This is a genomic window from Diaphorobacter sp. C33 (genome assembly GCF_030503915.1).
GTDB classification, from domain to species: Bacteria; Pseudomonadota; Gammaproteobacteria; order Burkholderiales; family Burkholderiaceae_C; genus Diaphorobacter; species Diaphorobacter nitroreducens.
On record NZ_CP129980.1, the window covers coordinates 1,281,699 to 1,305,018 of the forward strand.

Here is a 23,320-nt window from a genome sequence, read left to right on the forward strand (position 1 = left end):
CTCGCATGAAGAGGGGATGGACAGCGACCTCGCGAGAGTGGCCGTGGCAGCCGCCAGGGCCCACCCAAGCGCTGATCCGTGACGCAGAGGACCCACAATGACAGCAAAGAGGATCGCCAGGCTGGTCGCATTAGCGGCCGCCACCCTGGTGTCTGCCACCGCTATGGCGCAGGACGCCAAGCCAGTCTCGGAGGCCGAGAAAAACTACCAGGCAGGCGGATCGCCGCTGGCGGAAGTGCCCATGTACCAGAGCACGAACCCCAAGGCACCCAAGATGACGCAGGCCGAGTTCGACCGCGCACGCCAGATTTACTTCGAGCGTTGCGCGGGCTGCCACGGCGTGCTGCGCAAGGGCGCCACGGGCAAGCCGCTCACACCGGACGTGACCCTGCCCAAGGGCACGGACTACCTCAAGGTCTTCATCGCCTACGGCTCGCCTGCCGGCATGCCCAACTGGCAGACGTCCGGCGAATTCGACGAGGCGACCGTGGACCTGATGGCCCGCTACATTCAGCAGGACCCTCCCACACCGCCCGAGTGGAGTCTGGCCGACGCCAAGAACACCTGGAAGGTCATCGTGCCCCCAGACCAGCGTCCCAAGAAGAAGATGAACAAGTACAACTTGGACAACATCTTCTCCACCACGCTGCGCGACACGGGCGAAGTGGCGCTGATCGACGGCGACACCAAGCAGATCATCAACATCGTCAAGACCGGCTACGCGGTGCACATCTCGCGCATGTCGGCTTCGGGGCGTTATCTGTTCGTGATCGGCCGCGATGCCAAGATCAACATGATCGACCTGTGGATGGAAAAGCCCGACAACGTGGCTGAAATCCGCGTGGGCCTGGAAGCACGCTCGGTGGACACCTCCAAGTTCAAGGGCTATGAGGACAAGCTGGCGATCGCCGGTGCATACTGGCCTCCCCAGTACACCATCATGGACGGCAACACCCTGGAGCCCCTGAAGATCGTGTCCACCCGCGGCATGGTCGTCGGCACGCAGGAATACCACCCCGAGCCGCGCGTGGCTTCCATCGTGGCATCGCACTACAAGCCCGAGTTCCTGGTGAACGTGAAGGAAACCGGCAAGACGATGATGGTGGACTACTCCAACCTGAATGCGCTGAAGACCACCGAGATCGGCTCGGCCCCCTTCCTGCATGACGGTGGCTGGGATGCATCCAAGCGCTACTTCATGGTGGCTGCCAACAACAGCAACAAGATTGCTGCGATCGACGCCAAGGACGGCAAGCTGGCCGGCCTGACCGAAGTGGGCAAGATCCCCCACCCCGGCCGCGGCGCCAACTTCACGCACCCCAAGTACGGTCCGGTGTGGGCCACGGGTCACCTGGGCGACGAGACCATCTCGCTGATCGGCACCGACCCGCAGAAGAACAAGCAATACGCCTTCAAGGAAGTGGCCAAGCTCAAGGGCCCGGGCGGCGGAGCGCTGTTCATCAAGACCCATCCCAAGTCCAAGCACCTGTGGTCCGACGCACCGCTGAATCCTGATCCCAAGGTTTCGCAAGCCGTGGTGGTGTTCGACATCAACAACCTGGACAAGGGCTACGTCACGCTGCCGATCGCCGAATGGGCAGGCTTGCCCGATGACGGTGGCGCCAAGCGCGTGACCCAGCCTGAGTACAACAAGGCAGGTGACGAAGTGTGGTTCGCCGTGTGGTCGGCCAAGGACAAGCAAAGTGCGCTGGTCGTCGTGGACGACAAGACGCTCAAGCTGAAGTCCGTGATCAAGGACCCGCGCCTGATCACGCCGACCGGCCACTTCAACGTGTACAACACCCAGCACGACGTCTATTGACGCACTTCGAAGGCCAGCCATGTCACGCACCGCGTTCCTGTCCCTGGCCCTGGCATTGGCCGCTTCTGCGGCCGGCGCACAGGGCACGCCCGACCCTGACCGAGCCGCCCAGCTCGTGCGCATGGTGCGGCAGGACTGCGGTTCGTGCCATGGCATGCGCCTGACGGGCGGCCTGGGTCCCGCGCTCACCCGCGAGGCCCTGGCCGGCAAGCCGCCCGAGTATTTGGCTGCCGTCATCACCCACGGCATCCCCGGTACACCCATGCCGCCCTGGAGCGCCATGCTGCAGGGAAGCGAGGCCCTGTGGATCGCCGAACAGCTGGCCAATGGGTTCCCCGAAGAAAACAGGAGGTCCGCCCCATGAAACGGCGTGCCCTGCTCTCCCTTACCGCCAGTGCACCCCTGATTGCCACGGGCTGTGCGGCTCCCTCTTCCACCACCTCCACATCCACCGCTTCTGCAGCCACGCTGCAGGGCACGGGCGATCTGGGCGTGGTCATCGAGCGCGCCAAGGGCGCACTCACCCTGATCAACACCAGCCGGCGCGAAGCCGTGGGCCGCGTTACCGGCCTGGGCGACCTGTCGCACGCCTCGGTGGTGTTCTCGCGTGACGAGCGCTTTGCCTACGTCTTCGGCCGCGACGGCGGCCTGACCCAGGTAGACCTGCTCACCCAGCACATCACGGGCCGCGTGATGCAGGCCGGCAACTCCATCGGTGGCGCCATCAGCGCCGACGGCAGCCTGGTCGTGGCGCAGAACTACACGCCCGGCGGCGTCAAGGTCTTCGACGCCGCCACCCTTGAGTTGCTGGCCGACCTTCCCGCCCACACGGCCAGTGGCGAACGCTCGCGCGTCGTCGGCCTGGCCGACCTGCCGCAGCGCCGGTTCATCTACAGCCTGTTCGACGCGAACGCCATCTGCATCGCCGACTGCTCCAACCCCCGAAAGCCGCAGGTCACCACTATCCCCAACATCGGCCGCCAGCCCTACGACGCACTGGTCTCGCCCAACGGACGCCACTACATCGCCGGCCTGTTCGGTGAAGACGGCCTGGCCATGGTGGACCTCTGGGACAACCCGCCGCGCGTGCGCCGCATCCTCGCAGGCTACGGCCGCGGCCAGCAACCGCTGCCGGTGTACAAAATGCCCCATCTGCGCGGCTGGGCCATCGCGGGAGGCCATGCCTATCTGCCGGCCATTGGCCGCCATGAGGTGCTGGTTGTCGACACCGCCACCTGGGCCGAGGTCGGCCGCATTCCGGTCGCGGGCCAGCCGGTGTTCGTGATGGCGCGGCCCGACGGACGTCAGGTGTGGGTCAACTTCTCTGTGCCAGACTACAACCGCGTGCAGGTCATCGACACACCGAGCCAGCGCGTGGTGCAGACGCTGGAGCCCGGCAAGGCCGTGCTGCACATGGAATTCACGCCGCGCGGCGAATCGGTCTGGATCAGCTGCCGTGACGACAACCGCGTTCAGGTCTACGACACGCACACCTTGCAGTCCCAAGCCAGGCTGGACGTGGACGCCCCCAGCGGCATCTTCTTCACTGCCCGCGCACAGCGCATGGGGTTCTAAGCCATGCCGAGCAGCCAGAACGCAACCCACCTCGCGCTGCTCAACCACTGGCAGCGTGGCTTTCCCCTGTGCGCCGAACCCTTCGCGGCCATCGGCCATAGCCTGGGGATGGATGCCGAGGCCGTGCTCAGCGGCTACGCACGGTTGTGGCAGGCGGGCGCGCTCAGCCGCATCGGCGCAGTGTTTGCGCCGGGCGCGGGGGGCGCCTCCCTGCTGGCCGCCATGGCCGTGCCCCCCGAGCGGCTCGACGACGTGGCCGCCACGGTGTCGGGCCACCCGGGCGTCAACCACAACTACGAGCGCGAGCACACCACCAACCTCTGGTTCGTGGCCACCGGCCATGACGCGGACCAGGTGGAGCGCCTGCTCCAGTCCATCGAGCACACCACCGGCCTGCCCGTGCAGCGCCTGCCCATGCTGCGCCCCTACCGCATCGACACCGCCTTCGACCTGGAGAGGACTTCCGCAGGTGTGGGGGACGGTGTCGGCACCACGGGCCCCACGGGCCGCGCACGCACCCCCCTGGCACCCGAAGACTGGCCCCTGGCCGCGCTGGCCGAGCAGGGCCTGCCGCTGACCGAGCGGCCCTATGACGTATGGGCCGACCAGCTCCACAGCAGCACGCCCGCCGTGCTGGCCACCATTGCCCGCTGGCAGGACGAAGGGCTGCTCAGCCGCTTCGGCGTGGTGGTGCGTCACCATGAACTGGGCTACACAGCGAATGCCATGGCCGTGTTCGACGTGCCGGACGACCACGTGGACACCCACGGCATGGCCCTGGCCCATGCGCACGGCGTAACGCTGGCGTACCGCCGTGCGCGCACGCCAGACTGGCGCTACAACCTGTACTGCATGGTGCATGGGCGCGACCGCGCAGCGGTGCATACCCAGCTGGCGCAGGCCGTGGCCCAGGCGGGCCTGGCCACTTGCCCCAGCGCCGTGCTGTTTTCGTTACGGCGCTTCAAACAGACGGGTGCGCGGCGGTTTGCCCACCATGCGCCCCATGCCATTCCCGAACCCATGCAGGAGGCCGTCGATGCTCTCCCCTGAAGACGCTCGGCTGATCGACCACCTGCACGGCGGCTTTCCGCTGGTGGACCACCCTTTCGCCGCCGTCGCCGCCGACATCGGCTGGACCGAGGAGCAGGTCATCGAACGCCTGCACCGCCTGCTCGCCCAGGGGGTGCTCACGCGCTTCGGCCCGCTGTTCCAGATCGAACGCGCAGGCGGCCAATTCGTCCTCGCGGCCATGGCTGTGCCCGAGGATCGTTTTGACGCCGTGTGCGCTGCCGTCAATGCCTTCACCGAGGTGGCGCACAACTACCGCCGCGAGCATGCGCTGAACATGTGGTTCGTGGTGGCGGCCGAGTCCCCCGCGCTGGCGCGCGAGACCCTGGCACGCATCGAAGCCGCGACTGGCCTGCCGGTCTACGCCTTTCCCAAGGAAGAAGAGTATTTCGTGGAGTTGCGCCTGCCGCCCCTGCCGGCGCAGTCCACCGGAGAAAACCATGGCGCTTGATGCCTTCGACCGTGCGCTGATCGCCGCCACGCAGGGCGGGCTGCCGCTGGTGGCGCGCCCCTACGAAGCCGTGGGCGCCATGCTGGGCGTGCCCGGCGAGCAGGTGCGCGAGCGCCTGGCCCGGATGATCGACGAGGGCCTGGTGCGCCGCATCGGCGCGGTGCCCAACCATTACCGCCTGGGCTACACGGCCAACGGCATGAGCGTGTGGGACGTGGACGATACCCAGGTCGCCGCGCTGGGCCGCCAAGTCGCCGCGCTGCCGGGCGTGAGCCACTGCTACCGCCGCCCGCGCCACCTGCCCCACTGGCCCTACAACCTGTTTGCCATGCTGCATGGCCCCAGCCGCGCGCATGTCGAGCAACAGGCCGAGCAGATTGCCGGCCTGCTGGGCGATGCCTGCCGCGCCCACGACATCCTGTATTCCACGGCCATCCTCAAGAAGACCGGCCTGCGCCTCAAGGAAGACTGACCATGTTTCGCATCAGCCAGTACCTGCGTGAACTCGCCCAGGCCCAAGCCACCGGAACCTACCCCACTTCGCGCGAACGGCACGCGCGCGGCCCCGTGGTCATCTGGAACCTGATCCGGCGCTGCAACCTCACCTGCAAGCACTGCTACGCGCTCTCGGCCGACCACGACTACGCTGGAGAGCTGTCGTTGCAAGAGGTATACACCGTCATGGACGACCTCAAGGCCTTCGGCGTGCCTGCGCTCATCCTCTCGGGCGGCGAGCCACTGCTGCGCCCCGACCTCTTCGAGATCGCGGCGCGCGCGCGTGACCTGGGCTTCTACACCGGCCTTTCGACCAACGGCACGCTGATCGACGCGCCCATGGCCGCGCGCATCGCGGGCGCAGGCTTCGACTACGTGGGCATCAGCCTGGATGGCCTGAAGCCCACGCACGACAAGTTCCGCCGTCTGGACGGTGCGTTCGACCGCAGCCTGGCCGCCATCCGCCACCTGGCCACGCACAATGTCAAGGTGGGCCTGCGCTTCACCATGACAGCGCTGAATGCACACGATCTGCCCGCATTGCTGCAGCTCATGAAGGACGAGGGCGCCAACAAGTTCTACTTCTCGCACCTGAACTACGCGGGGCGTGGCAACATCCACCGCGACAAGGACGCGCACCATCAGGCCACACGCCAGGCCATGGACCTGCTGTTCAACCACGCCTGGGCCGACGCCCAGGCCGGCAGCCTGGACGACTACGTGAGCGGCAACAACGATGCCGACGGCCCCTATTTACTGCAATGGGCGCGCGAGCACCTGCCGCAATGGGAAGACGCCTTGCGCCAGCGCCTGGTGGCCTGGGGCGGCAATGCCAGCGGCCAGATGGTGGCCAATATCGACAACCTGGGCCATGTGCACCCCGACACCATGTGGTGGCACCACGACCTGGGCAGCGTGCGCGAACGCCCCTTCTCGCAGATCTGGAACGACACCAGCGACCCGCTCATGGCGGGGCTCAAGCAGCACCCGCGCCCTGTCCAGGGCCGCTGCGCCGGTTGCCAATACCTCTCGATCTGCAATGGCAACACCCGCGTGCGCGCACAGCAGCTCACGGGCAACCCCTGGTTCGAAGACCCCGGCTGCTACCTCACCGATGCCGAAGTGGGCGCCTCCAGCACGCCCTTCGAGTTCCCCGCCAAGCATGAGCGCCGTCGCACGATCGAGATTGCCCATGCGTAAACTAGAAACACATTTCCCTGAGCGGCTACGCCGCTTCCCCCTTCTCTGCGCTATCGCGAAAAAGGTGGACACCGCCGCGGCGAAGCGGCCCTTGCGCGGCGCCCGCTGGTCTGGGCCGAGCCGGTATCTGGCGGCCTTGGGTCTGTTCTGGCTCACGGGCCTGCACGCCCAAACCACCGAAGCCCTCCAGCCCAACGCCCCCGCCCTGTACCAGCAGCACTGCGCTGTATGCCACGGCGCGCAGCGCACCGGCATCATGGGCCCCGCGCTGCTGCCCGAGAGCCTGGAGCGCGTACGCCCCGCCGAGGTGTTGCGCGTCATCCAGCAAGGGCGCCCCGCCACCCAGATGCCCGGGTTCTCCGAGCAGTTGGGCGACGCGGAGATTCGCGCCCTGGCCGCGTGGGTACGTACCCCCGTGGTGCCCGCGCCGCGCTGGGGCGAGGACGATATCCGGGCGTCACGCACGTTCACGCCCGTGCCCGACGATGAGCCCGCCAAGCCGAAGTGGAACGCAGACCCGATGAACCTCTTCCTCGTCGTGGAAGGAGGCGACCACCATGTCTCGCTGCTCGACGGCGACCGCTTCGAGGTCATCACGCGCTTTGCCAGCCGCTATGCGCTGCATGGCGGTCCCAAGTTCACGCCGGACGGGCGCTACGTGTTCTTCGGTTCGCGCGACGGCTGGATCACCAAATACGACCTGTGGCGCCTGCGCGTGGTGGCCGAGGTGCGCGCGGGCCTGAACATGCGCAACGTGGCCGTGAGCGGCGACGGGCGCTGGGTGATGGCCGCCAACTACCTGCCCCACACGCTGGCGCTGTTCGATGCCGATCTGAACCTCGTGCAGACATACGCCGCAGCCACGCTCGACGGCAAGGCGAGTTCACGCGTTTCGGCCGTGTACGACGCCACGCCGCGCAAGAGCTTTGTGGTGGCGCTCAAGGACATCCCCGAGCTCTGGGAAATCTCGTACGACCGGAACGCGGCCCCCATCTACGATGGTCTGGTGCACGACTACAAGATGGGAGAGGCCATCGCCAAACCTGGCTACCTGGGCGTGCGGCGCACCCCCCTGAGCGAGCCGCTGGACGACTTCTTCTTCGACCAGTCCTACCGCCACGTACTCGGCGCCACGCGCCCGCGCAGTGGCGCCGACGAACGCGCAAGCGCGCAGGTCGTAAACCTGGACATCCGGCGCAAGGTGGCCGATCTGCCCATCGCCGGCATGCCGCACCTGGGCTCGGGCATCACCTTCGCCTGGGGCGACACCACTGTGCTGGCCAGCCCCAACCTGGGCGGCGGGGCCGTGGACGTCATCGACATGCAGACCTGGAAGACGGTACGCACCATCGCCACGCCCGGCCCGGGTTTCTTCATGCGCAGCCATGAGGACACGCCCTACGCCTGGACCGACTCCATGATGAGCCCCACGGCCAAGGACACTCTGACCATCATCGACAAGCGCACGCTGCAGCCGGTGGCCCAGGTGCGCGAGCCCGGCAAGACGCTGGCGCACATCGAGTTCACCCGCGATGGCCGCTACGCCCTCGCCAGTGTCTGGGAAATGGACGGCGCCCTGGTGGTCTACGACGCCGCCACCTTCAAGGAAGTCAAGCGCCTGCCCATGAAAAAGCCCGTGGGGAAATACAACGTCTGGAACAAGATCACCCGCAGTGAGGGCACATCGCACTGAACGATTTGAGATAGATCAAGTCAAAACCTAGGGGTCTCCCCTGTAATGCGCGCATGGACATCGCGCACTTCGACATACCGCGCTACCTTGCGGCGCTGCCCCTGTTCCAGGAAATGGCACCCCAGGAGCTGGAACGCCTGGGCACGGGTTGCCGGCTACGCCGCTATGCGCGCGGCGAGATGGTGTTCAGCGTTGGCATGCCCTGCGAGGAATTCCACGTCACCGTAATGGGGCAGGTGAAGCTGTTTGCACTGTCGCCAGCGGGGCAGGAGAAGGTGATCGAGCTTGCCGGCCCCGGCATCAGCTTCGCCGAGGCGCTGATGTTTACTGATCGTCCCTATATCGTGAACGCCCAGGCCCTGACCGATACCCTGCTGCTCTCTGTAGGCAAGGCGGCCGTGGTGCGCGAGATCGAGAACGAGCCGCGCTTTGCCATGCGCATGCTCGCCGGCATCTCGCGCCGCCTGCACGGCCTGGTGCATGACGTGCAGACCTATACGCTGCACAACGGCGCGCAGCGCGTGATCGGCTACCTGCTGCACGCCCTGCCCGAGGACGCGCCTCATCCCCCTGCCGCACCTGTGCCTCCGCAATGCCCGGCCCGCGCGGCACTGCAGTCCGTTGCTCCCGCGCCGCCAGCCAGCGCGCGCAGCATCTCGCTGCCGGTGAGCAAGGCCACCATCGCTTCGCGGCTGTCGATCACGCCCGAGTATTTCTCTCGCGTACTGCACGACCTGGAGGCCGCCGGCCTGATCCACATCGATAAGCGCGACATCCACATCCCAGATACGGCGCGCCTGGCGAAATACCCGATGTAACCAGGCTCCGGGCCTGACAGGCTGCGCCTAGACGGCCAGCACGCCCGCCGCGCGCAACAGGCGCGCCGTCTCATACATGGGCAGGCCCATGATGCCGGAGTAACTGCCCGACAGGTGCTCCACATAGGCGGCGGCGCGCCCCTGGATCGCATAGGCGCCCGCCTTGCCCAGCGGCTCGCCCGTAGCCACGTAGTCCTCGATCTGCGCCCGCGACATGGGCGCAAAGCGCACGCGCGAGACTGACAGCGCCGTGAGGCGTCGGGGACCCACCTGCAGCGCGACGGCCGTCAATACGCGGTGTTCATGCCCCGCCAACTCCCTCAGCATACGCACCGCGTCGTGCGCATCCTCGGGCTTGCCGTAGATGGTGCGGCCCAGGGCCACGGTGGTGTCGGAGCACAGAATGGGCGCTGGCGACAGCCCGCGCCGCGCATGGCGCGCCACGGCAGCGTCCAGCTTGAGCCCCGTCACCCGCTCGACATAGGTCGTGGGCGCCTCACCAGGCAGCACGGCTTCGATGGCCTCGGCATCCTCGGCCTCGTCCCCCGCCGCGTTGGGCAGCAGCAGCTCATGGCGCACCCCCAACTGCTCCAGCAACTGGCGGCGCCGCGGGCTCTGGGAGGCCAGGTAGATGAAGCGGTGTTCTTGAGTCAAATGGGCCTCCAGCGCCCGACCAGCAAGCGCGAGCAGCTATCAAATCTGAAGTTATTCGCGATGGTACGGGTGCCCGGCATTCACCGACCAGGCACGGTAGAGCTGCTCGATAAGCAACACGCGCACCATGGCATGCGGCAGCGTCAGGTCAGACAGGCGGATGCGCTCATGCGCGGCCTGCCGAAACGCAGGCTCCAGCCCATCGGGACCGCCGATCACCAGGGCCACATCATCCCCCCCGAGCTGCCAGTCCTTCAGCCGCTGGGCCAGGGCCTTGGTGGTGAGACTCGTGCCCCGCTCGTCCAGCACCACCACACGCGTGCCACGCGGGATGGCCGCTTCGATACGCTCGCGCTCGGCAGCATAGAGCGTCTCCAGCGTCTTGGAGCCGCGCGGCTCGGTCTTGACGGCCTTGAGCTCGACCTTCAGCTCGGGCGGGAATCGCTTGGCATAGTCGTCATAGGCCGTCTGCGCCCAGTCGGGAACCCGCTGGCCCACGGCCACGATCAGCAGCTTCATGGGTCAGCGAAAGGCTCAGGCCTTCTTGCGTGCGGGGGCCTTCTTCGCAACAGCCTTGCCGGTGGATTTGGCGACCGGCTTGCGTGCCGTGGTGGTAGCGGCGGCCTTGGCGGGTGCCTTCTTGGCCACAGGCTTGTTCACCACGACGGTCTTCACCGCGTTCTTGACAGCTGGCTTCTTCGCCGCCACGGGCTTTGCCGTGGTCTTCTTCGCTCCGGGTTTGGATGCGGCCTTGACCGGTGCCTTCTGTGCCTTGCTCGCGAGCTTGGCAGCGGGCTTGGATGCGGGCTTCACTGCGGATTTCGCTGCCGGCTTGGCCGCTGCGGGAGCTGCCGCCTTGGCCGGCTTCTTGCCAGTTGCGGACTTCGTGGCGGGCTTGGCTGCTGCCTTCTTGGCGGCCGGCTTGCGCGCGGGCGCCTCGTCGTCGCCTTCCGAGGCCATGATCTTGCGCGGCTTGGCAGCGCCCAGCTTCAGGCGCACGGGCTTCTCGCCCCAGATCTCCTCCAGCCGGTAGTACTGGCGGATGGCGGGCTGCATGACGTGCACCACGGCCTGGCCGCAGTCCACGATGATCCATTCGCCGTTGTCCTCGCCCTCGCTGCGCGGCTTGGGGAACCCGGCCTTGCGCACGGCGTCGCGCACGCTGGCGGCCAGCGCCTTGGTCTGGCGGTTGGAGCTGCCGGTGGCGACGACCACGCGCTCGAACAGCGGCGAGAGATGCTCGGTGTTGAAGACCTGGATGTCTTGCGCCTTGACGTCTTCCAGGCCATCGACGATGGCGCGCTGGAGCTTGGTGACGTCTTTCTTGGCGGCGGTTTCCGATTTGCTGGAAGTGGTCATCAGGTGGTCTTCAGTGAAGGAATGGAATCAATATAGCCTGCAAGCACCGCCACGGCCAAGGGGGGCGCGGAGCGGTTGTCAGGGCATGTTTCAGATATCAAAAACGGGTCTGGCGCTTGATGATCAAGCGCAGGCAGCTATTGAAATTATAGTTACCCGCGCTCACACACTCAGATCCAGTCGCGGCGCTGCAGAAAGCGCTCGGTCAACAGCGCCTCGTGCGAACCCGGCTGCGGCTCGCGCTGGTAGGACCAGGCCGCGAGCGGCGGCATGGACAGCAGGATGGATTCCGTGCGCCCGCCCGACTGCAGGCCGAAGTGCGTGCCGCGGTCCCACACCAGGTTGAACTCCACATAGCGGCCACGCCGGTAGAGCTGGAACTCGCGTTCTCGCTCGCCATGGCCCATGTGCATGCGCCGCTGCACGATGGGCAGGTAGGCGCCCAGGAAGGCATCGCCCACGCTCTGCGTCATGGCCAGGCTCTGCTCGAAGCCCAGCTCCGCGAAGTCGTCAAAGAAGATGCCGCCCACGCCGCGCTGCTCATTGCGGTGCTTAAGGTAGAAGTACTCGTCGCACCAGGTCTTGAAGCGCGGGTACAGGCCTTCGCCGAAGGGCGCGAGCGCATCGCGGCAGGCACGGTGAAAGTGCACCGCATCCTCGTCGAAACCGTAGTACGGCGTGAGGTCCATGCCGCCGCCGAACCAGCAGATGGGGCCCTGGCCTGCCTGACCTGCCGCATCTGTGCCGGCCGCACCTGTGCCGGCTGCGATCATGCGCACGTTCATGTGCACCGTGGGCACATAGGGGTTGCGCGGGTGAAACACCAGCGACACGCCCATGGCCTCGAACGGCGCACCCGCCAGCTCCGGCCGGTGCTGCGTGGCCGAGGGCGGCAGGCGCGGCCCGCTCACATGCGAGAAGCCGCAGCCCGCGCGCTCGAACACGCGCCCACCTTCCAGGATGCGCGTGATGCCGTCGCCCTGCAGTGCAGAGCCGCTTTCGCGCCGCCAGGCATCGGACCGAAAGCGCGCCCCGCCGTGGCTTTGCGGCCCCTCGATGTCCTCCAGCGCGCTGGTGATGCGCGCTTGCAGGCCCTCCAGATAGCCGCGCACGCGAGCCACGGTGTCCGCCGTGTTGAAGGTGGGTTTTTGTGTGGTCATCCGTTGGCCTTCACCGCGCGGTGGCCAATGTCGTGGCGGTACTGCGCGCCGTCGAAGTGAATGCCGCGCGCCACGTCATACACACGCTGCTGTGCCTGCTTGACGCTGTCGGCCAGCGCCGTCACGCACAGCACGCGCCCGCCACTGGTACGCACCACGCCGTCCACGAGCTGTGTGCCGGCGTGGAAGACCATGGCGTCGTCCGCGTCCTGCGGCAGGCCGGTGATGGCGTCGCCCTTGCGCGGGTTCTCGGGATAGCCCTGGGCAGCCATCACCACGCCCAGCGCCGTGCGGCGATCCCATTGCAGTTCCACCTGGTCGAGCTTGCCGTCCACGGCCGCCCCCAGCACCTCCACCAGGTCGCTTTTGAGGCGCATGAGGATGGGCTGTGTCTCGGGGTCGCCCATGCGGCAGTTGAACTCCAACGTTTTGGGATGGCCCGTCGCGTCGATCATCAGGCCGGCATACAGAAAGCCCGTGTAGGGGATGCCGTCTTTTTCCATGCCACGGATGGTGGGCAGGATCACCTCGCGCATGGCGCGCGCATGCACGTCGGCCGTGACCACCGGCGCAGGCGAATACGCGCCCATGCCACCGGTGTTGGGGCCTTGGTCGCCATCCTTCAGGCGCTTGTGGTCCTGGCTGGTGGCCAGCGCCAGGACGTTCTTGCCGTCGCACAGCACGATGAACGAGGCTTCCTCACCTTCGAGGAATTGCTCGATCACCACGCGGGCGCCGCCTTCGTTGTGGGCGACGCCGTACTTGTTGTCCACCAGCATGAAGTCCACGGCGTCGTGGGCCTCCTGCAGCGTCATGGCTACCACTACGCCCTTGCCCGCCGCCAGGCCGTCGGCCTTGATGACGATGGGTGCGCCCAGACGGTTCACGTAGGCATGCGCGGCCTGCGGGTCGGTGAAGGTCTCGTACTCGGCCGTGGGGATGCCGTGGCGCTTCATGAAAGCCTTGGAGAAGGCCTTGGAGCTTTCCAGTTGCGCGGCAGCCTGCGTGGGGCCGAAGATGCGCAGGCCGTGGGTACGGAACTCGTCCACCACGCCAGCGGCCAGCGGTGCCTCGGGGCCGACCACGGTGAGCGCGATCTTCTGCGCCTGCGCCCACTCGCGCAGGGCCGTCACGTCGCTGATGGGCACGTTCTCATACTTTGGCGACAGCGCCGTGCCGCCGTTGCCGGGCGCCACGTACACCTTGGAGGTCTTGGGGGACTGGCTCAGCTTCCAGGCCAGTGCGTGTTCCCGGCCGCCGCCGCCAATGACTAGGATTTTCATAGGGTGTCGGTGCTCAAGTTCCTAGAGCTCTGCGTTGTGGTAGACCTCTTGCACATCGTCGAGGTCTTCGATCATGTCCAGGAGCTTTTGCATGCGCGCGACATCGTCGCCCTCCAGGGCGATGGTGTTCTCGGGGCGCATGGTGACCTCGGCCACCTCCGGCTGAAGGCCCGCAGCCCCCAGCGCATCGCGCACCGCCTCGAAATCGCCGGGCGCGGTCAGCACCTCGATGGCGCCCTCATCATCGGTGATCACGTCCTCGGCGCCCGCCTCCAGGGCCACTTCCATGACCTTGTCCTCGCTGGTGCCGGGGGCGAAGATGATCTGGCCCACGTTCTTGAACTGAAAGGCCACGGAGCCTTCCGTGCCCATGTTGCCGCCGTACTTGCTGAAGGCGTGGCGCACTTCAGCCACGGTGCGCACGCGGTTGTCGGTCATGGTGTCCACGATGATCGCGGCGCCGCCGATGCCGTAGCCCTCGTAGCGGATTTCCTCGTAGCTCACGCCTTCCAGCGTGCCCGAGGCCTTGTCGATGTTGTACTTGATGCGGTCGGCCGGCATGTTGGCGGCCTTGGCCTTGTCGATGGCCAGGCGCAGACGCGGGTTGGCCGAGGGGTCGCCGCCGCCCGTGCGCGCCGCGACGGTGATTTCACGAATGATGCGGGTCCAGATCTTTCCGCGCTTTTCATCCTGGCGCCCCTTGCGGTGCTGGATGTTGGCCCATTTACTGTGTCCTGCCACTGCAGCGTCCTTTGATTGATTTAATCTTGCGGCCGCGATTTTACTTTTGACTCACCCCATCACTACCGCCATGTCCGAACCTCTCCTGATTGCACAGCGTGATTCCACGCAATGCCACCTGCTGCCGGGCCTGGCCAACCGGCACGGCCTGATCACCGGCGCCACCGGCACCGGCAAGACCGTGACGCTGCAAACGCTGGCCGAGCAGTTCTCGCGCATCGGCGTGCCGGTGTTCATGGCCGACGTGAAGGGCGATCTCACCGGCATCAGCCAGAAGGGCAGCATTGGCGAGAAGCTGGGCAAGACGCTGGCCGACCGCGGCTTGGCCGCGCCCGAGCCCACGGCCTGCCCCACCACGCTGTGGGATGTGTTCGGCACGCAGGGCCACCCCGTGCGCGCGACCATCTCGGACATGGGGCCGCTCTTGCTGGGGCGCATGCTGAACCTGAACGAAACCCAGCTGGGCGTGCTCAACCTGGTGTTCAAGATCGCGGACGACAACGGCCTGCTGCTGCTGGACCTGAAGGACCTGCGCGCCATGCTCACCTACGTGGGCGACAACGCCAAGGACTTCACCACCGAGTACGGCAACATCTCCACGGCCAGCGTGGGCGCCATCCAGCGCGGGCTGCTGCAGATCGAGACGCAGGGCGGCGACCAATTCTTTGGCGAGCCCATGCTCAACATCCAGGACTTCATGCAGACCGTGGACGGGCGCGGCGTGGTCAACATCCTGGCGGCCGACAAGCTCATGAATTCGCCGCGCCTGTACGCCACGTTCCTCCTGTGGATGCTGTCGGAGCTGTTCGAACAACTGCCCGAGATCGGCGACCCCGAAAAGCCCAAGCTGGTGTTCTTCTTCGACGAAGCCCACCTGCTGTTCAACGAGGCGCCCAAGGTGCTTGTGGAACGCATCGAACTGGTGGTGCGCTTGGTGCGTTCCAAAGGGGTCGGCGTGTATTTCGTCACCCAGAACCCGCTGGACATCCCCGACAGCGTGCTGGCCCAGCTGGGCAACCGCGTGCAGCACGCGCTGCGCGCCTTCACCCCGCGCGACCAGAAGGCCGTGAAGGCCACGGCCACCACCATGCGCCCCAAGGCGGGCCTGGACATCGAGGCCGCCATCACCGAGCTGGCCGTGGGCGAGGCGCTGGTGAGCTTTCTCGACGCCAAGGGCCGCCCCAGCGAGACCGAGCGCGTGTACGTGCTGCCGCCCGGCAGCCAGATCGGCCCCATCACCGACGTGCAACGCCGCGCACTCATCGGCGGATCGCTCGTCGCGGGCACCTACGAGCAAGCCGTGGACCGCGAATCTGCCTACGAGAAGCTGCGCGGCCGCGCCGAGCAGGCTGCCAGCAACGCCCCCAGCGCCCCCGGCAACGGCACGGCACAGGGCGACAGCGGCCTCATGGGCGGCCTGAACGACGTGCTGTTCGGCAGCACCGGGCCGCGCGGCGGCAAGCGCGACGGCCTGGTGCAGACCATGGCCAAGTCGGCCGTACGCACCATGGGCACCAGCCTGGGCAAGGAAATACTGCGCGGCGTGCTGGGCGGCATCTTCGGCGGTAGGAAGCGTTGAGGCATTCCAAGCCAAATTCAGCTCCAGCGCCCATCTATCAAGCGCTAACAGCTATTATTTAAGGAGCATCCGATGATCGACCTGTACTACTGGACCACGCCCAACGGCCACAAGATCACCCTCTTCCTGGAAGAAAGCGGCCTGCCCTACCGCGTGCACCCGGTGAACATCGGCCGGGGCGAGCAGTTCGCGCCGGACTTCCTGCGCATCGCGCCCAACAACCGCATCCCCGCCATCGTGGACCAGGCGCCCGCGGATGGCGGCGCGCCGCTGTCGGTGTTCGAGTCCGGCGCCATCCTGCTGTACCTGGCCGACAAGACCGGCCGGTTCATCCCGCAGGACCTGCGCGGGCGCAACGAGGCGCTGCAGTGGCTGTTCTGGCAGATGGGCGGCCTGGGGCCCATGGCCGGGCAGAACCACCACTTCACGCAGTACGCGCCTGAGCCGGTGCCCTACGCCATCGACCGCTACGTGAAGGAAACCGCGCGCCTGTACGGTGTGCTAGACAAGCACCTGGCCGACGGGCGCGACTACATCGCAGGGGACTATTCCATTGCCGACATGACCTGCTATCCCTGGATCGTGCCGCACGAGAGGCAGCGCCAGGACCTGGCGGATTTCCCGCACCTGCGGGCCTGGTTCGAGCGCATCCAGGCACGGCCCGCCACCGGCCGCGCCTACGCGCTGGCACAGACCATCAATACCGCGCCCACGGTGGACGAGGCGGCCAAGAAGATCCTCTTCGGCCAGGACGCCGGCACGGTGCGCCGCTAACCAAGCACCGAGGCGCCATGAAAAAAAGCCGCTGTTCAGCGGCTTTTTCGTGGGTGGACGGGGGCCTTGGCGGCACGGTGCATCGCGTGCATCAGTCCACGAGCCCCACGAACACGTTCTGCACGTCGTCGTTGTTCTCGATGCCCGCCAGGAAGGCCTGCACTTCCTCCTGCGCCTCGGGCGAAAGGCTGGCCATGCTCACCGGGTTCTTGGCCTTGTAGCCCAGCTTGACCGACAGCACCTTGAAGCCGAAGCCCGGCAATGCCTTGGCCACCGCGTCCAGGTCCGAGGGGTCGGTCAGGAACAGGGTCTGGCCCTCTTCCTCGCCGGGCTCGAAGTCCTGGGCACCGGCCTCGATGGCGGCCAACTCCGCGTCGGCGCCGGCTTGCTCGGGCTCGCCCTCGATCATGCCCACGTGGTCGAAGTCCCAGGCCACGGCGCTCATCTGCCCCTTGCGAAAGCACACGCGCATCTCGGGCGCCGTGCGGTTCACGTTGTCGGTCAGGCACTCCACCATCACCGGCACCTGGTGCGGGGCAAAGCCCTCGTAGATCACGCGCTCATAGTTCACCGCGTCACCCCCCACGCCCGAACCCTTCTTGATGGCACGCTCCAGCGTGTCCTTGGGCATGGACGCCTTGCGCGCCGCCTCGATGGCCAGGCGCAGGCGCGAATTGCCGGCCGGGTCGGCCCCCGCGCGCGCGGCGACGATGATTTCCTTGACCAGCTTCCCAAAAAGCCTGCCCTTGGCATCGGCGACCAGCGCCTTGCCCTTTGCCTTCCATTGCGCGCCCATGGCTGCGATTCCTTTGCTTGGAGCCAACAAAAAATGCGGCCTGCGCCGCAGCGGCAAAGTGTATACCTCGCCGCCAGACCGGCTGGACCGCGACAGAGGGGCGCCTGCCGGTGGCGCCGCGCGAGATGGCGCTTCTTTGCTATGCATCAAATAGCTGCCTGCGCTTGCCCTACAAGCGCTGCAGGCCGATTTCGCTCTGTGCCCGATGACCGCCGCACCGTCGCGCAAGCGACGCCCCGGCCCGCCGGCCACTCCTACAGTCGTGCCATGAACACCCTCACCTGCTTCACCCTCACCGTCACCGACCACGTGGCCCACCTGGTGCTGAACCGCCCCGAGGCCATGAACACCATGCACCCGCAGTTCTGGCGCGAGCTGGACGCCGTGCTAGCCGACCTGCACCGCGGCGGCGATGCGCGCGCGCTGGTCATCAGCAGCACGGGCAAGCACTTCAGCGCGGGCATGGCGCTGGAGACCTTCGGCGGCGCGATCACGCTGGACGACCGCAGCCCCGAGGGGCGCGCCGCCGTGTTCGACCTGCTGACGGACATGCAGGCCACCTTCACGCGCATCGAAGAGCTGCGCATCCCCGTGATCGCGGCCATCCACGGCGGCTGCATCGGTGGCGCACTGGACATGGTGGCGGCCGCCTGCATCCGCTATGCCACGCGCGATGCCTTCTTCTGCATCCAGGAGATCAACATCGGCATGGTGGCCGACGTGGGCAGCCTGCAGCGCCTGCCCAAGCTCATGCCGCTGGGCCTGCTGAACGAGCTGGCCTACACCGGCCGCCGCCTGCCGGCCGAGCGCGCGCTGGAATGCGGACTGGTCACGCAGCTGTTCGACTCGCACGAAGCGCTGGTGGCCGGCGCCCTGGCCTGCGCGAACGAGATTGCCACCAAGCCGCCGGTGGCCGTCTGGGGCACCAAGCAGGCCGTGCGCTATGCGCGCGACCACGGCGTGCACGACAGCCTGCGCCAGATGGGCTGGCTGCAGGGCGCCATCTGGAGCAACCGCCACGTGGGCGAGGCCGTCTCCGCCATGCAGGCCAAGCGCGCTGGCGACTTCCCGGCGCTGGCGCCGCTCAAGCGCTTCAGCGAACTCGGCTGACGCACGCGCCGCGCGGCCCCGGTTTCAAAGTTGATAGCTGGGTGCGCTTGCTGCAAGGGCGTTGCAGGCCAATCGAGGCATATACCGCCGGGTGTCGGGCTATGATGCGGCAACCCGCCTGCGGCGCGGCACCGCGCCGCGTTTCCATTCACCAGCGTTCGCCCACAGCCATGCACCTGCCGCGCCCTCCGCTGCCCACCTACGACGACGTTGCCGAAGCGGCCCATCGCCTCAAGGGCATGGCACACCGCACGCCGGTGCTGAGTTCCAGCACGTTGGATGCGCTGCTCGGCGCGCAGGTGTTCTTCAAGTGCGAGAACCTGCAGCGCATGGGCGCGTTCAAGTTCCGCGGCGCGTTCAACGCACTGGTGCAGTTCAGCGACGCGCAGCGCCAGCGCGGCGTGATCGCGTTCTCGTCGGGCAACCATGCGCAGGCCATCGCGCTGTCGGCGCGGCTGCTGGAGATTCCCGCAGTCATCGTCATGCCGGAGGATGCGCCGCTTGCAAAGATAGCCGCCACGCGCGGCTACGGCGCCGAGGTGGTCACCTACAACCGCTTCACCGAAGACCGCGAGGCCATCAGCCGCCGCCTGGCCACCGAGCGCGGCATGACGCTGATTCCGCCCTTCGACCACGCCCACGTGATCGCCGGCCAGGGCACGGTGGCCAAGGAGCTGTTCGAGGACGTGCCGCACCTGGACTACCTGTTCGTGCCGCTGGGCGGCGGCGGCCTGCTGTCGGGCTGCCTGCTGGCAGCGCGCGAACTGGCGCCGCAGTGCAAGGTGGTCGGCGTGGAGCCCGAGACCGGCAACGACGGACAGCAGTCCCTCAACGCAGGCCACGTGGTGCGCATCGACACACCGCAGACGATTGCCGACGGTGCACAGACGCAGGCACTGGGCGCGCTCACCTTCCCCCTCATCCACGCCGGCGTTTCTGACATCGTGACCGCAACCGATGCGCAGCTCATGAGCGCGATGCACTTCTTTGCCGAACGCATGAAGATCGTGGTCGAGCCCACGGGCGCGCTGGGACTGGCGGGCGCGTGCCATGGCGGCGTGCGGCTGCGGGGCAAGCGCGTGGGCGTCGTCATCAGCGGCGGCAACGTGGACATGACCCGCTACGCACAGCTGCTGACCGCGGCGTCGGCAGATTGACCTGAGGCGGATGGGCCGCTGGCCGGCGGTGCGTCGGCGCTGCCCGCGCGCAGGGGCTTGGCGCCAGAGTGCAAAATTCCGGCTCCGATCTTTTTTCTATCCCAATAAGAGGCACCAGCCCATGAGCAACGTCCACGTCATCGACCACCCCCTGGTACAGCACAAGCTGACCCTGATGCGCAAGAAGGACGCCAGCACCAACAGCTTCCGCCGCCTGCTGGGCGAGCTGTCCACCCTGATGGCTTACGAAGTCACGCGCGACATGCCGCTGCAGGACATCCAGATCGAAACCCCGCTGGAGACCATGACCGGCAAGGTCATCGACGGCAAGAAGCTCGTGCTCGTGTCCATCCTGCGCGCGGGCAACGGCTTCCTGGACGGCATGCTCAACGTGGTGCCGGGCGCGCGCATCGGCCACATCGGCCTGTACCGCGACCCGGACACGCTGCAGCCGGTCGAGTATTACTTCAAGATGCCCTCCGAGATGGCCGAGCGCGACATCATCGTCGTGGATCCGATGCTGGCCACCGGCAACTCCGCCGCCGCGGCCGTCGCGCGCCTCAAGCAACTGCAGCCGCGCTCGATCAAGTTCGTGTGCCTGCTGGCTGCACCCGAGGGCGTGGCCACGCTGCAAAAGGCCCACCCCGACGTGCCCATCTACACCGCCGCCATCGACCGCGAACTCAACGACCACGGCTACATCCTGCCCGGCCTGGGCGATGCGGGCGACCGCATCTTCGGGACCAAGTAACGCACTGGCGACAAGGCCTGCCCCGGCCCTGGCCGCGCCGGTCGCTGCTACTTCAGACCATTGCGGACGATTTCGGACGTCGGGCTACTGCGGCACCACCTGACCCACCGTGGCCGATGGCGCGGCCTGGCCCGCGGGTAGCGCCGGGCCGCCCGCGGCCTGGGCGTCGCGCCAGCCGGCCATGAGGTCATTGGCCATGGCCTGCAGCAACCGCTTTTCCCGCTCATCGAATGCGCGCGGCGCGGTGTCCATCAGGCACAGCGTGCCCAGCGCATGGCCCGCCGCGTCGCGCAGCGGAACGCCCGCGTAAAAGCGCAGACCCTGCTCGCGCAGCGCCGGATTGCCGGCAAAGCGCGCATCCCGCGCAATGTCGAGCACCACCAGCGACCGCTGCCGCGCCACCACATGCCCGCACAGCGACAGGCCGCGCGGCAGGCCCTGGCCCGCCGAGCAGGCCTGCCCCCCGCCGGCCGACAACGGGCCGTGCGCACACAGCGTGACCTGCCGCTCGCGATCCACCAGCGACACCATCGCCAGCGGTACGTCGAAGATGTCGGCCGCGCGCTGGGCCGTGTGCTGGCACAGCTGCTGCAGCGCGGGGCTGTCGAGCACGCCGCTGGCCTGCAGGGCGCGCAGACGCGCCTCGTCGTCCGCGGGAATGGGCGCGGGGGTGTAGGCGCCTTCCACGCTGGCGCCCTGCAGCTGCGCCACCTGGGCCAGGGTTTCCTCCAGCGACAGCGCCAGCGCGTCGGCGCCCAGTTGGGCACTCAGCTCGTCTTGCGGCTGGGACTGCACCCCACCCCACAGCGCCAGCACGATGTGCACATGCGGCCAGCGGCGCTTGAGCCTGCGGCACAGGTGCCGCGCGGCGGCGGTGGGCTCGGGCGCGAGCCACACCACGCAAACCACGCGCACGGCGTCCAGGTCCAGGCCATCCAGATGTTCGGCGCTCATGGCGCCCTCCACGCGCGCCAGCGCCGGGCAATGCTGCAGCGACAGCGCATGCGCCAGCATGCGCGCCGCGAACAGGTCGACCTCCCACTTGCCGCCCAGGCACACCACCGGCTCTTGCGCAGCGGCGTCGGGCACCGGGTACTGCTCCTCCAGCTCGTCCAGCAGCGCGTCCATGCCTTCGACCAGGCGCAGGCGGTGCTCGGGCGTGGCCACCTGCGCATGGTCGCCCACGGCCATGCGCAGCACGGGCACGCCCACCTGGCCGTAGAAAGCGGGCACGGCGCCCTTCAGGGCCTCGATGCGGGTGGTGCTCAGCTCGATGGCCTCCGCCGCGTCGCCCGCCAGCAGTCGCTGGTAGATGCGCGTGGGCTCATCCAGCACCGGCCGGCTGCCCAGCAGCACCTCCAGGAAGGCCAGCTGCGGCAGGTAGCGGCCGATCACCAGCAGGCACACGGTGAGCGGCGTGGACATGATGAGCCCCACCGGCCCCCACAGCGCCGCCCAGAAGGTGGCCGCCACGATGAGCGACAGCGCCGACAGCCCGGTGCTGGACCCATACAGCCAGGGCTCGATGACGTTGTTGCTCACCAGTTCCAGCAGCACGATGAGGCCGAGCGTCCACAGCACCAGGTCCCAGCCCGGGTCCACCGCGAAAGCGAGGGTGAGCGGAAACGCCGCAGCGATGAACGGCCCCAGGTAGGGCACGAAGCGCATCACCGCGGCCAGCGACCCCCACAGCACGGCACCGGGCACGCCGATGAGCCACAGGCCCGCCGCCATGGGAATGCCGTAGGTCACGTTCACCAGCAGTTGCATGGTCAGGTAGCGCGTGATGCGGTCGCCCGCCTCGTCCATGGCATCAGTGGCGCGGTGCAGATTGCCCCCCCACAGGCGCAGCAGGCGGTCGCGCAGGTCTACACGGTCCAGCAGGATGAAGATCACGAACACCAGCACCAGGCCCGCCTGGGTGAGCGGCCCACTGACCGCCGAGAGCGCGGCCATGAGCTGGTTGGCGGGCGACAGCACGGGCGGCTGCACCTGCACCTTTTGCACGGCCGGCGCGCGCGCGACACCCGACAAGGCGGGAGCGGCCGCCTCCACCTCGCGCTGCACGATGTCGAAGGTGCGCTTGGCGCCATCGAACATGCCGGGCGCGCGCAACTCCTGGCGCAGGCTGCGCAGCTTCTTGCGGATGGTGCTTTGGTAGGAGGGCAGCTGCGCGCTCAGCTCGCGCGCCTCGTTACCCACGAACAGCGCCCCCACGCCCAGCACCATCAGCATGGCCATCACCACCGCGATGACCGAGGGCAGGCGCGGCAGGCCCATGCGCTTGAGCTGCGCCACCAGCGGCTCCAGCACGAAGCTCAGCAGGAACGCCAATGCCAGCGGCACCAGCAGCGTACGGCCGAAGTACAGGCCCGCGACCACCAGCGCCGCGATCACCAGGCCGATCATGAACCGCAGGCTGGGCACCGTGGCGTCCAAGGCCGTGGCGGTGTGCACGGTGCGCTGCGGCGGATAGCCCGAAGCGGTGGCGCCGCGCGCCGCCCCCGTATCCCTGGCCGGCCTGGAATCGGTCGGCTCCTGCGGCCCGCTGTTGCCCATGGCGTTGTCCCCTTGCATCGCTTCTCGAAGTCGTGTCCGGCGCGTATTGTCTGCTGCGCGGCCCCGCGCCCCTGTAGGCGGCAGCCGCCACAGACTGCACGCGGGCGGACGACTGACAGCGCACGCCGTGCACCGCGCCGCCCGCAAGGCGCTCCGCCCTACCGATCAATGACCTAAAATAGCCCCAGAGCGCTTGCAGCAAGCGCGAGCAGCTATCAAAATAAAAGCGCCTCTGCCGCACCGCCCCGTCGGCACGCACCTACGGGTCCATCCCC

At 67.6% G+C, this 23,320-nt stretch carries 22 protein-coding genes; 14 read left to right on the forward strand and 8 right to left on the reverse strand.

Annotated features, from left to right (window positions below):
* Positions 1-97 precede the first annotated feature (97 nt).
* Genes QY917_RS06110 through QY917_RS06150 form a run of 9 tightly spaced genes read left to right on the forward strand, consistent with a single transcriptional unit; the run spans position 98 to position 9,122 of the window.
* On the forward strand, positions 98-1,822 hold the full coding sequence (locus QY917_RS06110; RefSeq protein WP_011805163.1) for a nitrite reductase: 1,725 nt from the start codon (positions 98-100) through the stop codon (positions 1,820-1,822).
* 19 nt (positions 1,823-1,841) lie between these two features.
* Positions 1,842-2,186 carry a cytochrome c gene (locus QY917_RS06115; RefSeq protein ID WP_015913259.1) on the forward strand — a complete coding sequence of 115 codons (345 nt, stop codon included), beginning with the start codon at positions 1,842-1,844 and terminating at the stop codon, positions 2,184-2,186.
* Positions 2,183-3,397 (forward strand): cytochrome D1 domain-containing protein, encoded by a 1,215-nt coding sequence (locus tag QY917_RS06120; RefSeq protein ID WP_123675793.1) that lies wholly within the window; start codon positions 2,183-2,185, stop codon positions 3,395-3,397. The genes QY917_RS06115 and QY917_RS06120 overlap by 4 nt, the downstream gene beginning before the upstream one ends.
* Positions 3,398-3,400: 3 nt before the next feature.
* Positions 3,401-4,447 carry an Lrp/AsnC family transcriptional regulator gene (locus QY917_RS06125; protein WP_123675792.1) on the forward strand — a complete coding sequence of 349 codons (1,047 nt, stop codon included), beginning with the start codon at positions 3,401-3,403 and terminating at the stop codon, positions 4,445-4,447.
* The gene (locus QY917_RS06130; RefSeq protein ID WP_123675791.1) at positions 4,434-4,916 is read left to right on the forward strand and encodes an Lrp/AsnC family transcriptional regulator; all 483 of its coding nucleotides are present in this window, start codon (positions 4,434-4,436) and stop codon (positions 4,914-4,916) included. The genes QY917_RS06125 and QY917_RS06130 overlap by 14 nt, the downstream gene beginning before the upstream one ends.
* Complete coding sequence (locus QY917_RS06135; RefSeq protein WP_011805158.1) at positions 4,906-5,388, forward strand: AsnC family transcriptional regulator; 483 nt, start codon at positions 4,906-4,908, stop codon at positions 5,386-5,388. Before QY917_RS06130 ends, QY917_RS06135 begins: the two co-directional genes overlap by 11 nt.
* A 2-nt stretch (positions 5,389-5,390) precedes the next feature.
* Complete coding sequence (gene nirJ, locus QY917_RS06140; RefSeq protein ID WP_123675790.1) at positions 5,391-6,611, forward strand: heme d1 biosynthesis radical SAM protein NirJ; 1,221 nt, start codon at positions 5,391-5,393, stop codon at positions 6,609-6,611.
* Positions 6,604-8,304, forward strand: coding sequence for a cytochrome D1 domain-containing protein (locus tag QY917_RS06145; RefSeq protein ID WP_302079028.1), 1,701 nt, complete (start codon positions 6,604-6,606; stop codon positions 8,302-8,304). Before nirJ ends, QY917_RS06145 begins: the two co-directional genes overlap by 8 nt.
* Positions 8,305-8,357: 53 nt before the next feature.
* Entirely contained in the window at positions 8,358-9,122 is a 765-nt protein-coding gene (locus tag QY917_RS06150; RefSeq protein ID WP_123675788.1) for a Crp/Fnr family transcriptional regulator, read from the forward strand.
* 27 nt (positions 9,123-9,149) lie between these two features.
* On the opposite strand, the gene QY917_RS06155 is transcribed toward QY917_RS06150, so the two are convergent.
* The 6 genes from QY917_RS06155 to QY917_RS06180 all read right to left on the reverse strand — a co-directional run bounded on the left by QY917_RS06155 (position 9,150) and on the right by QY917_RS06180 (position 14,319).
* Complete coding sequence (locus QY917_RS06155; RefSeq protein WP_123675787.1) at positions 9,150-9,776, reverse strand: nucleoside triphosphate pyrophosphatase; 627 nt, start codon at positions 9,774-9,776, stop codon at positions 9,150-9,152.
* 51 nt (positions 9,777-9,827) lie between these two features.
* Positions 9,828-10,295 (reverse strand): 23S rRNA (pseudouridine(1915)-N(3))-methyltransferase RlmH, encoded by a 468-nt coding sequence (gene rlmH, locus QY917_RS06160; protein WP_015913251.1) that lies wholly within the window; start codon positions 10,293-10,295, stop codon positions 9,828-9,830.
* Positions 10,296-10,310: 15 nt separating this feature from the next.
* A complete protein-coding gene (gene rsfS, locus QY917_RS06165; protein WP_123675786.1) occupies positions 10,311-11,135 on the reverse strand; it encodes a ribosome silencing factor in 825 nt (274 codons plus the stop codon).
* 170 nt (positions 11,136-11,305) lie between these two features.
* On the reverse strand, positions 11,306-12,295 hold the full coding sequence (hemF, locus tag QY917_RS06170; protein ID WP_123675785.1) for an oxygen-dependent coproporphyrinogen oxidase: 990 nt from the start codon (positions 12,293-12,295) through the stop codon (positions 11,306-11,308).
* The gene (purD, locus tag QY917_RS06175; protein ID WP_015913248.1) at positions 12,292-13,578 is read right to left on the reverse strand and encodes a phosphoribosylamine--glycine ligase; all 1,287 of its coding nucleotides are present in this window, start codon (positions 13,576-13,578) and stop codon (positions 12,292-12,294) included. The genes hemF and purD overlap by 4 nt, the downstream gene beginning before the upstream one ends.
* A 21-nt stretch (positions 13,579-13,599) precedes the next feature.
* A complete protein-coding gene (locus QY917_RS06180) occupies positions 13,600-14,319 on the reverse strand; it encodes a YebC/PmpR family DNA-binding transcriptional regulator (RefSeq protein WP_011805149.1) in 720 nt (239 codons plus the stop codon).
* A 70-nt stretch (positions 14,320-14,389) separates the two neighbouring features.
* On the opposite strand from QY917_RS06180, the gene QY917_RS06185 reads away from it, so the two are divergent.
* Positions 14,390-15,898, forward strand: coding sequence for a helicase HerA-like C-terminal domain-containing protein (locus QY917_RS06185; protein WP_123675784.1), 1,509 nt, complete (start codon positions 14,390-14,392; stop codon positions 15,896-15,898).
* 72 nt (positions 15,899-15,970) lie between these two features.
* Positions 15,971-16,672 carry a glutathione binding-like protein gene (locus QY917_RS06190; protein WP_123675783.1) on the forward strand — a complete coding sequence of 234 codons (702 nt, stop codon included), beginning with the start codon at positions 15,971-15,973 and terminating at the stop codon, positions 16,670-16,672.
* Positions 16,673-16,763: 91 nt separating this feature from the next.
* Here QY917_RS06190 and QY917_RS06195 read toward each other — a convergent pair whose 3' ends face one another.
* A complete protein-coding gene (locus QY917_RS06195) occupies positions 16,764-17,468 on the reverse strand; it encodes a YebC/PmpR family DNA-binding transcriptional regulator (RefSeq protein ID WP_015913245.1) in 705 nt (234 codons plus the stop codon).
* Between the two features lie 267 nt (positions 17,469-17,735).
* Between QY917_RS06195 and QY917_RS06200 the strand changes: the two genes are divergently transcribed.
* The 3 genes from QY917_RS06200 (at position 17,736) to upp (ending at position 20,486) form a co-directional block, all read left to right on the forward strand.
* On the forward strand, positions 17,736-18,578 hold the full coding sequence (locus tag QY917_RS06200) for an enoyl-CoA hydratase-related protein (protein ID WP_015913244.1): 843 nt from the start codon (positions 17,736-17,738) through the stop codon (positions 18,576-18,578).
* A 170-nt stretch (positions 18,579-18,748) separates the two neighbouring features.
* Complete coding sequence (locus QY917_RS06205; protein ID WP_088886845.1) at positions 18,749-19,735, forward strand: threo-3-hydroxy-L-aspartate ammonia-lyase; 987 nt, start codon at positions 18,749-18,751, stop codon at positions 19,733-19,735.
* A gap of 121 nt (positions 19,736-19,856) precedes the next feature.
* Positions 19,857-20,486: a uracil phosphoribosyltransferase gene (gene upp, locus QY917_RS06210; protein ID WP_015913242.1), complete on the forward strand. Its 630-nt coding sequence runs from the start codon at positions 19,857-19,859 to the stop codon at positions 20,484-20,486.
* Between the two features lie 84 nt (positions 20,487-20,570).
* Here upp and QY917_RS06215 read toward each other — a convergent pair whose 3' ends face one another.
* Positions 20,571-23,063, reverse strand: coding sequence for an AI-2E family transporter (locus QY917_RS06215; protein WP_302079034.1), 2,493 nt, complete (start codon positions 23,061-23,063; stop codon positions 20,571-20,573).
* Between the last annotated feature and the right edge of the window lie 257 nt (positions 23,064-23,320).

Excerpts from the sequence above, each read along its gene's own strand:
- QY917_RS06110 (WP_011805163.1), top strand. The coding sequence starts at position 98 with ATGACAGCAAAGAGGATCGCCAGGCTGGTCGCATTAGCGGCCGCCACC.
- QY917_RS06115 (WP_015913259.1), top strand. The coding sequence starts at position 1,842 with ATGTCACGCACCGCGTTCCTGTCCCTGGCCCTGGCATTGGCCGCTTCT.
- QY917_RS06120 (WP_123675793.1), top strand. The coding sequence starts at position 2,183 with ATGAAACGGCGTGCCCTGCTCTCCCTTACCGCCAGTGCACCCCTGATT.
- QY917_RS06125 (WP_123675792.1), top strand. The coding sequence starts at position 3,401 with ATGCCGAGCAGCCAGAACGCAACCCACCTCGCGCTGCTCAACCACTGG.
- QY917_RS06130 (WP_123675791.1), top strand. The coding sequence starts at position 4,434 with ATGCTCTCCCCTGAAGACGCTCGGCTGATCGACCACCTGCACGGCGGC.
- QY917_RS06135 (WP_011805158.1), top strand. The coding sequence starts at position 4,906 with ATGGCGCTTGATGCCTTCGACCGTGCGCTGATCGCCGCCACGCAGGGC.
- nirJ (WP_123675790.1), top strand. The coding sequence starts at position 5,391 with ATGTTTCGCATCAGCCAGTACCTGCGTGAACTCGCCCAGGCCCAAGCC.
- QY917_RS06145 (WP_302079028.1), top strand. The coding sequence starts at position 6,604 with ATGCGTAAACTAGAAACACATTTCCCTGAGCGGCTACGCCGCTTCCCC.
- QY917_RS06150 (WP_123675788.1), top strand. The coding sequence starts at position 8,358 with ATGGACATCGCGCACTTCGACATACCGCGCTACCTTGCGGCGCTGCCC.
- rlmH (WP_015913251.1), bottom strand. The coding sequence starts at position 10,295 with ATGAAGCTGCTGATCGTGGCCGTGGGCCAGCGGGTTCCCGACTGGGCG.
- rsfS (WP_123675786.1), bottom strand. The coding sequence starts at position 11,135 with ATGACCACTTCCAGCAAATCGGAAACCGCCGCCAAGAAAGACGTCACC.
- hemF (WP_123675785.1), bottom strand. The coding sequence starts at position 12,295 with ATGACCACACAAAAACCCACCTTCAACACGGCGGACACCGTGGCTCGC.
- purD (WP_015913248.1), bottom strand. The coding sequence starts at position 13,578 with ATGAAAATCCTAGTCATTGGCGGCGGCGGCCGGGAACACGCACTGGCC.
- QY917_RS06185 (WP_123675784.1), top strand. The coding sequence starts at position 14,390 with ATGTCCGAACCTCTCCTGATTGCACAGCGTGATTCCACGCAATGCCAC.
- QY917_RS06190 (WP_123675783.1), top strand. The coding sequence starts at position 15,971 with ATGATCGACCTGTACTACTGGACCACGCCCAACGGCCACAAGATCACC.
- QY917_RS06195 (WP_015913245.1), bottom strand. The coding sequence starts at position 17,468 with ATGGGCGCGCAATGGAAGGCAAAGGGCAAGGCGCTGGTCGCCGATGCC.
- QY917_RS06200 (WP_015913244.1), top strand. The coding sequence starts at position 17,736 with ATGAACACCCTCACCTGCTTCACCCTCACCGTCACCGACCACGTGGCC.
- QY917_RS06205 (WP_088886845.1), top strand. The coding sequence starts at position 18,749 with ATGCACCTGCCGCGCCCTCCGCTGCCCACCTACGACGACGTTGCCGAA.
- upp (WP_015913242.1), top strand. The coding sequence starts at position 19,857 with ATGAGCAACGTCCACGTCATCGACCACCCCCTGGTACAGCACAAGCTG.
- QY917_RS06215 (WP_302079034.1), bottom strand. The coding sequence starts at position 23,063 with ATGCAAGGGGACAACGCCATGGGCAACAGCGGGCCGCAGGAGCCGACC.